Origin of the sequence: Streptomyces sp. NPDC058092 (genome assembly GCF_042884935.1) — a bacterium.
Taxonomy (GTDB): domain Bacteria; phylum Actinomycetota; class Actinomycetes; order Streptomycetales; family Streptomycetaceae; genus Streptomyces.
Genome location: NZ_JBHVSY010000007.1, coordinates 231,937 through 245,618, shown reverse-complemented (window position 1 = coordinate 245,618; position 13,682 = coordinate 231,937). Strand labels below are relative to the sequence as shown.

Below are 13,682 nucleotides of genomic sequence, written 5' to 3'. Positions count from 1 at the left end.
GCATCCGCAGCCGGTCCGCGTTCTACAGGTACTGTCCGGTATTCGCCACCGTGTCGATGGAGCGACCGGTGTCCGCGCCCTGCTTTCCGGTGACGAGCGTGCGGATGTAGACGATCCGCTCGCCCTTCTTGCCGGAGATGCGGGCCCAGTCGTCCGGGTTCGTGGTGTTCGGCAGGTCCTCGTTCTCCTTGAACTCGTCCACGCATGCCTGGAGGAGATGGGAGACGCGAAGGCCCTTATGGCCCTGGTTGAGGAAGTCCTTGATGGCCATCTTCTTGGCCCGGTCGACGATGTTCTGGATCATCGCGCCGGAATTGAAGTCCTTGAAGTAGAGGACTTCCTTGTCGCCGTTGGCGTACGTGACCTCGAGGAAGCGGTTCTCCTCGGACTCGGTGTACATCCGCTCGACGACGGACTGGATCATCGCGTGCGTGGCAGCTTCCTTGGAGCCGGTGTGCTCCGCGAGGTCGTCCGCGTGCAGGGGCAGCGAAGGCGTGAGGTACTTCGCGAAGATGTCCTTCGCGGCCTCCGCGTCGGGGCGCTCGATCTTGATCTTCACATCGAGGCGGCCGGGGCGCAGGATCGCGGGGTCGATCATGTCCTCGCGGTTGGAGGCGCCGATGACGATGACGTTCTCCAGGCCCTCGACGCCGTCGATCTCGGCGAGCAGCTGGGGAACGATGGTGTTCTCCACGTCCGAGCTGACGCCGGATCCCCGGGTGCGGAAGAGGGACTCCATCTCGTCGAAGAAGACGATGACGGGGGTGCCCTCGCTCGCCTTCTCGCGGGCGCGCTGGAAGACGAGGCGGATGTGCCGCTCCGTCTCGCCGACGTACTTGTTGAGGAGTTCAGGGCCCTTGATGTTGAGGAAGTAGCTCTTGCCCGCGGGCTGGCCGGTGACTTCGGCGACCTTCTTGGCAAGGGAGTTGGCCACTGCCTTGGCGATGAGTGTCTTGCCGCAGCCGGGCGGCCCGTAGAGCAGGATGCCCTTCGGCGGCCGCAGTTCGTGCTCCTTGAAGAGGTCGGGGTGGAGGTAGGGGAGCTCGACCGCGTCCCGGATCAGCTCGATCTGGTCGCCCAGGCCGCCGATCTTGTCGTAGTCGATGTCCGGTACCTCTTCGAGGACGAGCTCTTCGACCTCGCTCTTGGGGACCACTTCGTAGACGTAGCCGGACCTGGGTTCGAGCAACAGGGCGTCGCCGGGGCGGATGGTGGCGTCCAGCAGCGGCTCCGCGAGCCGTACCACCCGTTCCTCGTCGGTGTGCCCGATGACCAGGGCGCGCTCGCCGTCCTCGAGGATTTCCTTGAGGGTGACGATGTCCCCGGCCCGCTCGAATTCCATGGCGTCGACCACGTTGAGCGCTTCATTGAGCATGACTTCCTGGCCGCGCCGGAGGTCGTCGAGCTCGACGCTGGGGCTGACATTCACCCGGAGTTTCCGGCCTCCGGTGAAGATGTCGCAGGTGCCGTCCTCGTTGCCCTGCAAGAACACGCCGAAACCGGCCGGCGGCTGTGCGAGCCGGTCTACTTCTTCCTTGAGGGCCACGATCTGGTCGCGGGCCTCGCGGAGCGTGTTGGCGAGCCGCTCGTTCTGCGCGGAGACGCCTGCCAGGTTGGTCTGCAACTCGACGATCCGCTCTTCGAGAATCCTCGTATGGCGCGGAGAGTCGGCGAGCTTACGTCGCAGGACGGCGATTTCCTGCTCGAGATAGGCGACCTGGCCGGCTGGGTCTTCGGACCCCCGCCCGGGCCGGATGCCGCGGTTGATGTCGTCGTCGTGGGCTGCCACGGTCCTCACCTCCTCCAAGGGGAGCTGGACGCTTCCTGACCCTACCTGGGTGGGTGATGATTGAAACCCCTAGATCACAAAGACTGCGGGGCGTGTCCGATCTTCACCCTTGCGTTCCCCCTCGTGAGAGGGGAATACCCACCCTTCAACATCGGAAAGCGGCCGGTTGTATCGTCGAACCGTTCAACACCCGTCAGGGCTGGCTTCTTTTGGTTCGGATACGCAGGGAACGGCAGGAGAAATGACCGTGCAGCAGGACGCTCCCACCGGCAGCGACACTCAGGACCTGGAGGTGTGGATCGACCAGGATCTGTGCACGGGGGACGGGATCTGCGTGCAATACGCACCCGAGGTGTTCGAGCTGGACATCGACGGCCTGGCGTATGTGAAGAGCGGCGACGACGAGCTGCTGCAGGACAAGGGCGCGGCCACGCCAGTACCGCTTCCGCTGCTTCAAGATGTTGTGGATTCGGCCAAGGAGTGCCCGGGCGACTGTATCCATGTACGTCGCGTTTCGGACAGGGTCGAGGTGTACGGTCCCGAGGCCGCCTGATCCGGCGGTTCCGGGCGGGCGGGCACGCGCGGTGACCGCTCAGGCACTGCCGGGGCCGGCCTGGGTGGTGCGGACGAAGGCGCCGCCCTGCCACCGCCAGGTGACCTTTTCCTGCTCGTCGGGACAGCAGCGGGGTACGTCGGCCGAGGAATAGCCGAGCAGCGTGGCGGAGACGGCTCCGTCACGCACCGCGAAATCTCCGATGCTCATCTGCTGAGCGGGGTCCACCAGGGTCGCCACGATCCGGGGTGTGGCCCCGCTTCCCTGCGTGAGGACGTAGACGCCGCTGGGCGGGGTGCCGGATCCGGCCGCGCAGCGGACCACGGCGACGGTCTCGGGACGGCCGTCACCGTCGAGGTCGCCGGGCGCCTGTTGGGCCACGGTGTTCCCCATCCCGCCGCATTCCAGCGGGTAGGACGCCCGCTCCGGATCGGGTGCGGCAACGGGCGCGGTGCCGTGCTGCGCGGTGGTCCGGTGGGGGGTCGAGGCGGAGGCGGTGGGGTCCGGCTGGAGCATGCCGGCTGCCGCGATGACAGCGGCCATCGCTGTCGCGGTGGCGAGCCAGTGGAGCGGCGTGGTGTCGGTGTGCGCGAGGTCCGGAAGCTCGGAGGTCTGCACGCGGGATGTCTCCTGTGGTTCCTGTGGATCGAGGATGCCTGGGTGGGCGGTGCCGCCGGCGGGACGTCCGCGGCGCGTGGGGTGGCCAGCATCGTGCCACACCTCACAGAACAGGGGAACGGTGGGGTCGGCCACGGATGCGTGTCCGTACAGGCAACGAGGAGGCGCCGCCGCCGAGTTCCCGGGTCGGTCCGAGAACTCCGCGGCGGCGCCGGTACGTTGTGCGGCTCAGCCGCGGGAGGAGCCGCTCTGGCTGCCGGGACCGTCGTAGTCCTCGCCGTAGGCGCCCTTGGCGGGGCGGCGGCGGCGCAGCGGGGCCTCCACACCGTCGGCCAGGCGGCGGGCGGTGACGAGGAAGCCGGTGTGGCCGATCATGCGGTGGTCCGGGCGGACGGCCAGGCCCTCGACGTGCCAGTTGCGGATCATCGATTCCCAGGGCTGCGGTTCGGCGAAGCAGCCGATCTCGCGGATCGACTCGACGGTCCGCGCGAGCTGCGTGGTGGTCGCGACGTACGCGCAGAGGATGCCACCGGGCACGAGCGCCTTGGAGACGGCCTCCAGGCACTCCCAGGGGGCGAGCATGTCGAGGATGACACGGTCGACGTCGGTGTCCGAGAGGTTGTCCTGGAGGTCGCCGACGGTGAGCTGCCAGGCGGGGTGCGGTTCGCCGAAGTAGCGTTCCACGTTCTGCTGGGCGATCTCGGCGAAGTCCTCGCGGCGCTCGTAGGAGTGCAGCATGCCCTGGTCGCCGATGGCGCGCAGCAGGAAGGTGGAGAGCGAGCCGGAGCCGACGCCGGCTTCCACGACGCGGGCGCCGGGGAAGATGTCGGCGAAGGCCAGGATCTGCCCCGCGTCCTTGGGGTAGACCACGGCGGCGCCGCGGGGCATGGACAGGACGTAGTCGGGGAGCAGGGGGCGCAGCGCGAGATAGGCGACGTTTCCCGTGGTTCGGACAACACTGCCCTCGGGGGCACCGATCAGCTCGTCGTGCGGGAAAGAACCCTTGTGGGTGTGGAAGTTCTTTCCGGCTTCGAGCGTGAAGGTGTAGTGGCGTCCCTTGGGATCGGTGAGCTGGACCTGGTCCCCGACCTTGAAGGGCCCGCGTCGGCGGGCGGCACCGGTCGGTTCAGACATGTGACCAGCGTACCGGTGATTTCCGGGGCTCCGACCGCGAGGCGGCGCGGACGCCGGGCGGTCAGGCGGCGGGCCTGGCCAGGGCGGCGACGAAGGCCCGTTCGACATCGGCGGTGGACAGCACGCCGTAGATCTCCCCGGTCTCCTCCAGGACGAGGTACTCGGTGGCGGGATTGGCCTTGAGACGGTCCAGGAGTGCTTCACCGGCCAGCTCGGCGGAGATCTTCATGCCCTCCGTGAGGTCCTGGGCGAGCCCGCTGACGGCGACCCAGGGGCGGCGGTGTTCGGGAATGGAGACGATGGCCGTTTCGCGGACGACGCCCGTGGGTTCGCCGTGTCCGTCGACGACGACGAGGGCGCGGGCGCCCGCGTCGTTGGCGCGGCGCAGGGCCTCGGAGAGCGGGGTGTCCGCCCCCACGGGGACGGCGCGCCGGGTGAGGGTGCGGGCGCGCAGTTCGGGGAGGTGTTCGCGCAGCCGGGCCATGCGCAGGCTGTTGCCCGCTCCGGTCCAGATGATGGCGGCGAGGATGGCGGCGAGCAACGCGTCGGTGACCGTGTCCATGCCGCTGAGGTCCCGGGGGTTGTTCCCGAAGAAGCCGGTGTGGGTGAGCAGCGGGAGGCCGATGAGGGTGACGACGGCGAGGGCGCGGCCGACCCAGGCGGCGGCGACGGTGCCGCTCATCGGCCGGCCGGTGATCTTCCAGACGACGGCGCGGAGCATCCGTCCGCCGTCGAGCGGGAGGCCGGGCAGGAGGTTGAAGGCGGCCACCAGAAGGTTGGAGATCATCAGTCCGGCGAGGAGGACACCGGGCACGGTGCCGGGTTCGACGAACTTCATCCCGGCGTAGAAGAGGCCGGCGAGCACCAGGGAGAGCAGGGGGCCGACGAAGGCGAGCAGGAATTCGCGGCCGGGGGTCTCGGACTCCTTCTCGATCTCGGAGACGCCGCCGAAGAACTGGAGCTGGATGCGGCGCACCGGCAGCTTGTAGTGCAGTGCGACGACCGTGTGGGCGAGTTCGTGGACGAGTACGGAGGCGTAGAAGGCGATCGCGAAGAACAGGGAGACCAGATAGCGCGCGGCGCCGAGCTCGGGCAGCACCCGTTCGAGCTGGCCGCCGAAGACCCAGGTGATCAGTGCGGCCACGACGAACCAACTGGGTGCTACGTACACGGGCACACCGAACGGACGGCCCATGAGAAGGCCGCCTCCGGGCTCTTCGGGGCGCCGCGGCTCGCCCTTGTCGGGGCCGGTGCCGGGGGCTGTTCCCCCCGTACCGGGCTGCGGCCGCCCGCTGTCGCCGCTCTCGTCCACGAGGTCCCTTCGGTCGGTGCCGGTCGGCACGATCATGCAGTGTTCGAGGGTGTGTGGTCGATGGTATGCCGCCGGCTGTCAGTGGCGGGCCGTAGGGTCTTCGACATGACGTCCCTGCCGCGGCCCCCTCGGCCGCCTTCGTCCCTGTCGCCGTCGCGGGCGAGCGATTTCATGCAGTGTCCTCTGCTGTACCGCTTCCGGGTCATCGACAAACTGCCGGAGAAGCCCAGCGAAGCGGCCACCCGGGGCACGCTGGTGCACGCGGTGCTGGAGCGGCTCTTCGACAACCCGGCCGCGGAGCGCACGGCCGGCCGGGCCAATTCGCTGATCCCCGCCCAGTGGGACCGGCTGCTGGAGTCGAAGCCGGAGCTGTCGGAGCTGTTCGCGGAGGACGCCGGGGGCGAGCGGCTGTCGCGCTGGCTCTCGGAGGCGGAGAGCCTGGTGGAGCGGTGGTTCTCGCTGGAGGATCCGACACGGCTGGAGCCCGCCGAGCGGGAACTGTTCGTCGAGACGGAGCTGGAGTCGGGGCTGCGGTTGCGCGGGGTGATCGACCGGATCGATGTGGCGCCCACGGGTGAGGTCCGGATCGTCGACTACAAGACGGGGAAGGCGCCGCGTCCGGAGTACGCGGAGGGTGCGCTCTTCCAGATGAAGTTCTACGCCCTGGTGATCTGGCGGCTGAAGGGTGTGGTGCCGCGGCGACTCCAGCTCGTCTATCTCGGCAGCGGCGACATCGTGACGTACGACCCGGTGGTGGCGGATCTGGAGCGGGTCGAGCGGAAGCTGCTGGCGCTCTGGGACGCGATCCGGCTGGCGACCGAGACGGGCGAGTGGCGGCCCCGGCCGACGAAGCTCTGCGGCTGGTGCGACCACCAGTCGGCCTGTCCTGAATTCGGCGGCACTCCCCCGGTTTATCCGTTGTCCGTACGCCCGGCGGAATCGGAGCAGGATGTCCAGGGCAGAATGGATCCGGTCCATGCCGAGGCCGCCCGGCCTGTGGCCCTGGAAGGACCTTGAGGAGACCCTGTGGCTATCCGCGTCCTACTGGTCGACGACCAACCGCTGCTGCGCACCGGCTTCCGGATGATTCTGGAGGCGGAGGGGGATCTCGCGGTGGTGGGCGAGGCCGGTGACGGTCTCCAGGCTCTCGACCAGGTGCGGGCGCTGCAGCCCGATGTGGTGCTGATGGACATCCGCATGCCGCGGATGGACGGCGTCGAGGCGACGCGTCAGATCACCGGTCCGGGCCGGGACGGTCCGGCGAAGGTGCTGGTGCTGACCACGTTCGATCTCGACGAGTACGTGGTGGAGGCGTTGCGCGCCGGTGCCAGCGGCTTCCTGTTGAAGGACGCTCCGGCCAACGAGCTGGTGCAGGCGATCCGTGTGGTCGCGGCGGGCGAGGCGATGCTCGCTCCGAGCATCACCCGCAGGCTGCTCGACAAGTACGCGGACCATCTGCCGTCCGGCGAGGAGCCGGTGCCCGACACCCTGCACACGCTGACGGACCGTGAGGTCGAGGTGCTGAAACTGGTGGCGCGCGGCCTGTCGAATGCGGAGATCGCCGCGGATCTGTTCGTCAGTGAGACGACGGTCAAGACGCATGTCGGCCATGTGCTGACCAAGCTCGGCCTGCGGGACCGGGTGCAGGCGGCTGTGTACGCGTACGAGAGCGGCCTGGTGCGCCCCGGCGCCCAGTGAGCGGACGACCGGCCGGCGGACCGGGAAGCAGCCGGTGTGTGCCCCGGCCGGGTGCGGCCGGGGCGTCGTCCGTGCTCAGGCGGTGCCGTCGGCGAGCTCCCAGAGCTGGAGGTCGGCGGATGAGTTGACCGCCCATTCGACGCCGGTGAGGCCTTCGCGGGAGGCGACGTACTGCTTGCCCTGCCAGATCGGCAGTACGGGGACGTCCTGGGCAACGATGTCCTGGAGTCGCTGGAAGGTCTTGGCCGAGGCGCTGCGGTCGGACTCCCGGCGGGACTGCGGGATGAGCGTCTTCCGGACCAGGTCCGACTTGTAGGGCGAGTTGAGGAAGTTGTTCCTGTCGAGGAACGGCGCCGTGAAGTTGTCGGGGTCCGGGAAGTCGGGGAACCAGCCCATGCCGTAGACGGCGTAGTCGCCGCGCACCTGCGCGGGGCGGTACGTCTCCCAGGCGGTGCCCTGGACGGTGACGTCGAACAGCCCGGTGTCGTTGAACTGCTTCTTCAGGGCTTCGAATTCGGTGGCCGTGCCGGTGCCGAAGTGGTCCGTCGTGTAGTGCAGGGTGAGCTTCACCGGAGTGTCGATGCCCGCGGCGCGCAGGATCGCCGCGGCCTTCGCGGTGCTGGGCTCGCCGTACCTGTTGTAGAACGAGTTGGAGTGCGCGGTGATGCCGGACGGGATCAGCGAGTACAGCGGCTCGGCCGTGGTGCCGTACACCTTGCTCGCGATCTCACCCCGGTCGATGACCTGGGCCATGGCCTGGCGTACGGCCTTGTTCTTCACGGCCGGGTCCTTGGTGTCGAAGCCGAGGAAGCGGACGGCGAGACCGGGCATCTCGGTGAGCTTGATGCCGCTCTCGGGGTTTTCGAGCAGCCGCCGGGACTGCTCGGGCGACATGGTGCGGGTCATCATGTCGATCTTCTTGCCGTCGAGGGCTTTTCCCATCGCCTTGGCGTCGGGGAAGAGGTCCAGTTCGACCTCGTCGTTCCGCACCTTCAGATCGCCCTTGTAGTACGGGTTCCTGGTGAAGAGGACCTTGACGACCCGATGGTGCTCGACTTCCGGCTTCATGGTGTATGGACCGGAGCCGTCCACCTGGAATCCGGTGCGTGCGGACTTCGCGGCGTACTTGCTCCGCGGCACGATCCCGGCGACCGGGGTGGCGAGCTTGTACGGGAATGTGGCGTCCGGCGTGCGGAGGTGGAAGATGACCTCCCGCTCGCCCCGCGTCTCGACGGTGTCGATGTTGGCGAGCAGGGCGACGGGCCCGTTGGCCGTGTTGATGCGGATGACGCGGTCGATGGAGTACTTCACGTCATCGGCGGTGATCGGCTTGCCGTCGGCGAACTTCAGGCCGGCGCGCAGTTTGCAGCGGTAGCTCTCGTTCTGGGTGTCCGTGAAGGTGCAGCTCTCGGCCGCTTCGGGGACCGGCTCGCCGCCGCCGCGCGGCACATGCGTCAGGGTCTGCACGGTCTGCCGGAGCACGTTCCACACGCCCGCTTCGTAGCCGATGGCGGGGTCGAGCGGTGCGGGGTTGTCCTTGGAGGTCACGAACTGGTCCGTGATGCCGACAACGATGGCGGCCCTGCCATCGCTCCCGTCACCCGACGCGCCGCAGGCGGCGAGTGCCGGTGCGAGCAGGCCGACGACGGCCGGCAGCACCAGAGTCTTGCGGTTCATCGTGGACGCTCTCCCTCATCCCGGCATGGAGAAAACGACATTAGCGGGCGGCGTCGACAATGCCGGACCAGATATGCCCGGTGTGTAATCAGACGGTGATGGGAATTACCGGCGAGCCGTTTTTCCCGGCCGGGAGGGTTTCGTACGAGAAGCCATCAACCAGGACACTTCGACACCCCGAATCGGGCACCTCGGGCGATCCCGAAAGGCCCTCCCCGTAATTCGGGTGACAAAGGTCACGCCCGAGCCTCTTTCTTTCCTTTGCCGTGCGCCCGGCTTGCACACACGTGCGCACGACAGAAAATGCACCATCCGATGCCGAGAGTTTTTCGGTTTATTCACAGAAACACTCTCGGTACGTGGATCACCGCATTCCCGTGACCAGCCCCCGGAGAAATGCGAGGTCGACTTCTTCGAGCGAACGTACGACCACACGGCCGGACGCCGGGGCGATCGGTGCGACGGACGGTACGGCGACCACCCGGCAGCCCGCGGCCTCCGCGGCCGCGACTCCGGTCGCGGTGTCCTCGATGACCGCACACCGCTCGGGCTCGGCCCCGAAGCCGGACGCGGCGGTGAGATAGGGCTCCGGGTGCGGCTTCGTACGAGCGACCTCGTCGCCCGCGACGGTCAGGGAGAAGTGGTGGTGACCCACCGAGTCCAGCACCCGGTCGATGATCCGACGATGCGAGGCGGAGACCAGGGCGGTGGGAATCTCGTGCCTGGCCAGTTCGGCCAGCAGCCGTGCCGCACCCGGCATCAGCGGCACACCGCGGCCGATGCGCTCCTCGAAGCGGTCGTTGAGCAGCACGGTGAGTTCGGTGAGGGTGATGTCCGCGCCGGTCACATCCATGAGGTAGCCGGCGCTGCGGGTCATCGGCCCGCCGACCACCACGTCCCGCCATGCCTCGTCGAGCTGGTGCCCGAGCGCGGCGAAGACCTCCACCTCGGCGTCCCACCAGAAGCCCTCGGTGTCGACGAGGGTGCCGTCCATGTCGAGAAGGACGGCCTGCAGGGCGGCGCCTTCGGCCGTGCGGGTCATGGACGCGGGAACCGTGCTGGTCATCCGGCACACCTTCCGTAAGGGACGAGAAGGCCGGCCGCCATTTCCCGTGGGAAGGACGACCGGCCTGCACTGGACCGACCAGTGTACGACTTGTTCTGCTACGTCGCGTTGAACACCGTCTTACCGCGCGTTGAAGTACTTCGCCTCCGGGTGATGGATGACGATCGCGTCGGTGGACTGTTCCGGGTGCAGCTGGAATTCCTCCGAGAGCTGCACACCGATCCGCTCCGGCTGGAGCAGCTCGGCGATCTTCGCCCGGTCCTCCAGGTCGGGGCAGGCGCCGTAGCCGAGGGAGAAGCGCGCGCCGCGGTACTTCAGCGCGAACATGTCCTCGACATCGGCCGGGTCCTCGCCGCCGAAGCCGAGCTCGGAGCGGACGCGGGCGTGCCAGTACTCGGCGAGGGCCTCGGCCAGCTGTACGGACAGGCCGTGCAGCTCCAGGTAGTCGCGGTAGGAGTTGGCCTCGAAGAGCTTGGCGGTCTCCCCGCCGATCTTCGAACCGACGGTGACGACCTGGAGGCCGATCACATCCGTCTCGCCGGACTCCTCGGGGCGGAAGAAGTCCGCGAGGCAGAGGCGGCGGCCGCGGCGCTGGCGCGGGAAGGTGAAGCGGGTGCGCTCGGAGCCGTCCTCGTGGAGCAGGATCAGGTCGTCGCCCTTGGAGACACAGGGGAAGTAGCCGTAGACGACGGCGGCTTCCAGCAGGTTCTCGGTGTGCAGCTTGTCGAGCCAGCCGCGCAGGTGCGGGCGGCCCTCGGCCTCGACCAGTTCCTCGTACGTCGGTCCGTCCCCGGCGCGGGCCTGCTTGAGGCCCCACTGGCCCTTGAAGAGCGCGCCCTCGTCCAGCCAGGACGCGTACTCCTTGAGCTGGATGCCCTTGACGACCCGGGTGCCCCAGAAGGGGGGCTCGGGGACCGGATTGTCGATGGCGACGTCGGAGCGGACGCCCTCCTCCGGCTCGTCGACCTCCAGGACCGCCGTGTCCCGCTTGGGGACGCGGCGCTGCTTGAGTTCGGGGAGGACGGCGCCGGGCACGCCGCGCTTGACCGCGATCAGGGCGTCCATCAGGCGCAGCCCCTCGAACGCGTCACGGGCGTAGCGGACCTCGCCCTCGTAGATCTCGTGGAGGTCCTGCTCGACGTAGGCCCGGGTGAGGGCGGCGCCGCCGAGGATCACCGGGAAGTCGGCGGCCAGCTTGCGCTGGTTCAGCTCCTCCAGGTTCTCCTTCATGATCACGGTGGACTTGACCAGCAGGCCGGACATGCCGATGACGTCGGCGCGGTGCTCCTCGGCGGCCTCCAGGATCGCGGAGACGGGCTGCTTGATGCCGAGGTTCACGACGTTGTAGCCGTTGTTGGACAGGATGATGTCGACGAGGTTCTTGCCGATGTCATGGACGTCGCCGCGGACCGTGGCCAGGACGATGGTGCCCTTGCCCTCGGCGTCGGACTTCTCCATGTGCGGCTCCAGGTAGGCCACCGCGGTCTTCATGACCTCGGCTGACTGGAGCACGAACGGCAGCTGCATCTGGCCGGAGCCGAAGAGCTCACCGACGACCTTCATGCCTTCGAGCAGCGTGTCGTTGACGATGTTCAGGGCCGGGCGGGTCTGCAGGGCCTCGCCGAGGTCGGTCTCCAGGCCGTTCTTCTCGCCGTCGATGATGCGGCGCTGGAGGCGCTCGTCGAGCGGCAGCGCGAGGAGTTCCTCGGCCTTGCCGGCCTTCATCGACTTCGTGCTGACGCCCTCGAACAGCTCCATCAGCCTCTGGAGCGGGTCGTAGCCCTCGGCGCGGCGGTCGTGGATGAGGTCGAGCGCGACCTTCACCTGCTCTTCGTCGAGGCGCGCGATCGGCAGGATCTTGGAGGCGTGCACGATCGCCGAGTCGAGACCGGCCTTGACGCACTCGTCGAGGAAGACGGAGTTGAGGACGACGCGGGCGGCCGGGTTGAGGCCGAAGGAGATGTTGGACAGGCCGAGCGTCGTCTGTACGTCGGGGTGGCGCTTCTTCAGTTCGCGGATGGCCCCGATGGTGGCGATGCCGTCGCCGCGGGACTCCTCCTGACCGGTGCAGATCGTGAAGGTCAGGGTGTCGATGAGGATGTCCGACTCCTGGATGCCCCAGTTGCCGGTCAGGTCCGCGATGAGCCGCTCGGCGATGGCGACCTTGTGCTCGACGGTGCGGGCCTGGCCCTCCTCGTCGATGGTCAGGGCGATCAGCGCGGCGCCGTGCTCGGCGGCCAGCGCGGTGACCTTGGCGAAGCGGGACTCGGGTCCGTCGCCGTCCTCGTAGTTGATGGAGTTGAGGACGGCACGGCCGCCGAGCTTCTCCAGACCGGCGCGCAGGACAGGCAGTTCGGTGGAGTCGAGCACGATCGGCAGGGTGGAGGCGGTGGCGAAGCGGCCGGCCAGCTCCTCCATGTCCGCCACACCGTCGCGGCCCACGTAGTCGACGCAGAGGTCGAGCATGTGGGCGCCCTCGCGGATCTGGTCGCGGGCGATCTCCACGCAGTCGTCCCAGCGGCCCTCCAGCATGGCCTCGCGGAACTTCTTCGAGCCGTTGGCGTTCGTACGCTCACCGATCGCGAGGTACGAGGTGTCCTGGCGGAACGGGACGGTCTGGTAGAGGGATGCGGCGCCCGGCTCGGGGTGCGGGGTACGAGGGGTGACGGCGACGCCGCGGACCCGCTCGACGACCTGGCGCAGGTGCTCCGGGGTCGTACCGCAGCAGCCGCCGACCAGCGCGAGGCCGTACTCGCGGACGAAGGTCTCCTGGGCGTCGGCCAGTTCGGCCGGGGATAGCGGGTAGTGCGCGCCGTCCTTGCCGAGCACGGGGAGGCCGGCGTTGGGCATGCAGGAGAGCGGGATGCGCGAGTGGCGGGCGAGGTAGCGCAGGTGCTCGCTCATCTCGGCGGGGCCGGTGGCGCAGTTCAGGCCGATGAGGTCGATGCCGAGCGGTTCCAGGGCGGTGAGCGCCGCGCCGATCTCGGAGCCGAGCAGCATGGTGCCGGTCGTCTCGACGGTGACGGAACAGATCACCGGGAGGTCGGCCCCGGTGGCCGCCAGGGCGCGGCGGGCGCCGATGACGGAGGCCTTGGTCTGCAGCAGGTCCTGGGTGGTCTCGACCAGGAGGGCGTCGGCGCCGCCGGCGATCATGCCCTCGGCGTTCTGCTGGTAGGCGTCGCGGAGCTTGGTGTACGGGGCGTGGCCCAGCGTCGGCAGCTTCGTGCCCGGGCCCATGGAGCCGAGCACCCAGCGCTGCTGTCCGGTGGAGGCGGTGAATTCGTCGGCGACCTCGCGGGCGATGCGCGCGCCGGACTCGGAGAGCTCGAAGACCCGCTCGGCGATGTCGTACTCGCCCAGGGCCGCCAGGTTGGCGCCGAAGGTGTTCGTCTCGACGCAGTCCACGCCGACGGCGAAGTACTCCTGGTGCACGGAGCGCACGATGTCGGGGCGCGTGACGTTCAGGATCTCGTTGCAGCCTTCGAGGTTCTGGAAGTCCTCGAGGGTCGGGTCCTGTGCCTGGAGCATGGTGCCCATGGCACCGTCGGCCACCACCACCCGGGTGGCGAGTGCCTCGCGGAGGGCTTCGGCTCGGTTCCGGCTGTCGGCGGAAGGGGTCGGCGACGAGGCCATGGATGTACTCCCTGGGATGCGACGGCTGTCGGCTTTGCGGCTTCGGCGGAAGGCGCACCAGGCCAGCGTAGCCGGGCGGCGCCCGGGGCCGTCACTCCGTCCCACGGAACGGACGGCATGCTGTGCGGGGCGATGTCCGGATCGGTGTGGTGCAGCGGTTTTCCTGCGCGCCCGCGCACGGGTCGGCATCGACCGATAGTGT

Annotated in this window: 10 protein-coding genes; 3 read left to right on the top strand and 7 right to left on the bottom strand. The window is 68.6% G+C overall.

Features of this window, described 5'->3' with window-relative positions:
* Window positions 1-22 precede the first annotated feature (22 nt).
* A complete protein-coding gene (gene arc, locus ACFVV1_RS14585; RefSeq protein ID WP_389989451.1) occupies window positions 23-1,789 on the bottom strand; it encodes a proteasome ATPase in 1,767 nt (588 codons plus the stop codon).
* Window positions 1,790-2,030: 241 nt separating this feature from the next.
* Between arc and ACFVV1_RS14580 the strand changes: the two genes are divergently transcribed.
* The gene (locus ACFVV1_RS14580; protein WP_389989449.1) at window positions 2,031-2,342 is read left to right on the top strand and encodes a ferredoxin; all 312 of its coding nucleotides are present in this window, start codon (window positions 2,031-2,033) and stop codon (window positions 2,340-2,342) included.
* A 39-nt stretch (window positions 2,343-2,381) separates the two neighbouring features.
* Here ACFVV1_RS14580 and ACFVV1_RS14575 read toward each other — a convergent pair whose 3' ends face one another.
* The 3 genes from ACFVV1_RS14575 to ACFVV1_RS14565 form a co-directional block, all read right to left on the bottom strand.
* A complete protein-coding gene (locus ACFVV1_RS14575) occupies window positions 2,382-2,960 on the bottom strand; it encodes a hypothetical protein (protein WP_389989447.1) in 579 nt (192 codons plus the stop codon).
* Between the two features lie 228 nt (window positions 2,961-3,188).
* A complete protein-coding gene (locus ACFVV1_RS14570) occupies window positions 3,189-4,094 on the bottom strand; it encodes a tRNA (adenine-N1)-methyltransferase (RefSeq protein ID WP_093541283.1) in 906 nt (301 codons plus the stop codon).
* Window positions 4,095-4,155: 61 nt separating this feature from the next.
* Complete coding sequence (locus ACFVV1_RS14565; protein WP_389989614.1) at window positions 4,156-5,406, bottom strand: site-2 protease family protein; 1,251 nt, start codon at window positions 5,404-5,406, stop codon at window positions 4,156-4,158.
* A gap of 171 nt (window positions 5,407-5,577) precedes the next feature.
* Here ACFVV1_RS14565 and ACFVV1_RS14560 point away from each other — a divergent pair, with 171 nt between their 5' ends.
* A complete protein-coding gene (locus ACFVV1_RS14560) occupies window positions 5,578-6,423 on the top strand; it encodes a RecB family exonuclease (protein ID WP_389989612.1) in 846 nt (281 codons plus the stop codon).
* Between the two features lie 9 nt (window positions 6,424-6,432).
* Window positions 6,433-7,104 carry a response regulator transcription factor gene (locus ACFVV1_RS14555; RefSeq protein ID WP_093541287.1) on the top strand — a complete coding sequence of 224 codons (672 nt, stop codon included), beginning with the start codon at window positions 6,433-6,435 and terminating at the stop codon, window positions 7,102-7,104.
* 75 nt (window positions 7,105-7,179) lie between these two features.
* On the opposite strand, the gene ACFVV1_RS14550 is transcribed toward ACFVV1_RS14555, so the two are convergent.
* The 3 genes from ACFVV1_RS14550 to metH form a co-directional block, all read right to left on the bottom strand.
* On the bottom strand, window positions 7,180-8,781 hold the full coding sequence (locus tag ACFVV1_RS14550; protein WP_389989445.1) for an ABC transporter substrate-binding protein: 1,602 nt from the start codon (window positions 8,779-8,781) through the stop codon (window positions 7,180-7,182).
* A 364-nt stretch (window positions 8,782-9,145) separates the two neighbouring features.
* Window positions 9,146-9,847 (bottom strand): HAD family hydrolase, encoded by a 702-nt coding sequence (locus ACFVV1_RS14545; protein WP_389989443.1) that lies wholly within the window; start codon window positions 9,845-9,847, stop codon window positions 9,146-9,148.
* 120 nt (window positions 9,848-9,967) lie between these two features.
* Window positions 9,968-13,480, bottom strand: a complete 3,513-nt coding sequence (metH, locus tag ACFVV1_RS14540) for a methionine synthase (protein WP_389989441.1) — start codon at window positions 13,478-13,480, stop codon at window positions 9,968-9,970.
* Between the last annotated feature and the right edge of the window lie 202 nt (window positions 13,481-13,682).

Excerpts from the sequence above, each read along its gene's own strand:
- ACFVV1_RS14580 (WP_389989449.1), top strand. The coding sequence starts at position 2,031 with ATGACCGTGCAGCAGGACGCTCCCACCGGCAGCGACACTCAGGACCTG.
- ACFVV1_RS14570 (WP_093541283.1), bottom strand. The coding sequence starts at position 4,094 with ATGTCTGAACCGACCGGTGCCGCCCGCCGACGCGGGCCCTTCAAGGTC.
- ACFVV1_RS14560 (WP_389989612.1), top strand. The coding sequence starts at position 5,578 with ATGCAGTGTCCTCTGCTGTACCGCTTCCGGGTCATCGACAAACTGCCG.
- ACFVV1_RS14550 (WP_389989445.1), bottom strand. The coding sequence starts at position 8,781 with ATGAACCGCAAGACTCTGGTGCTGCCGGCCGTCGTCGGCCTGCTCGCA.
- ACFVV1_RS14545 (WP_389989443.1), bottom strand. The coding sequence starts at position 9,847 with ATGACCAGCACGGTTCCCGCGTCCATGACCCGCACGGCCGAAGGCGCC.
- metH (WP_389989441.1), bottom strand. The coding sequence starts at position 13,480 with ATGGCCTCGTCGCCGACCCCTTCCGCCGACAGCCGGAACCGAGCCGAA.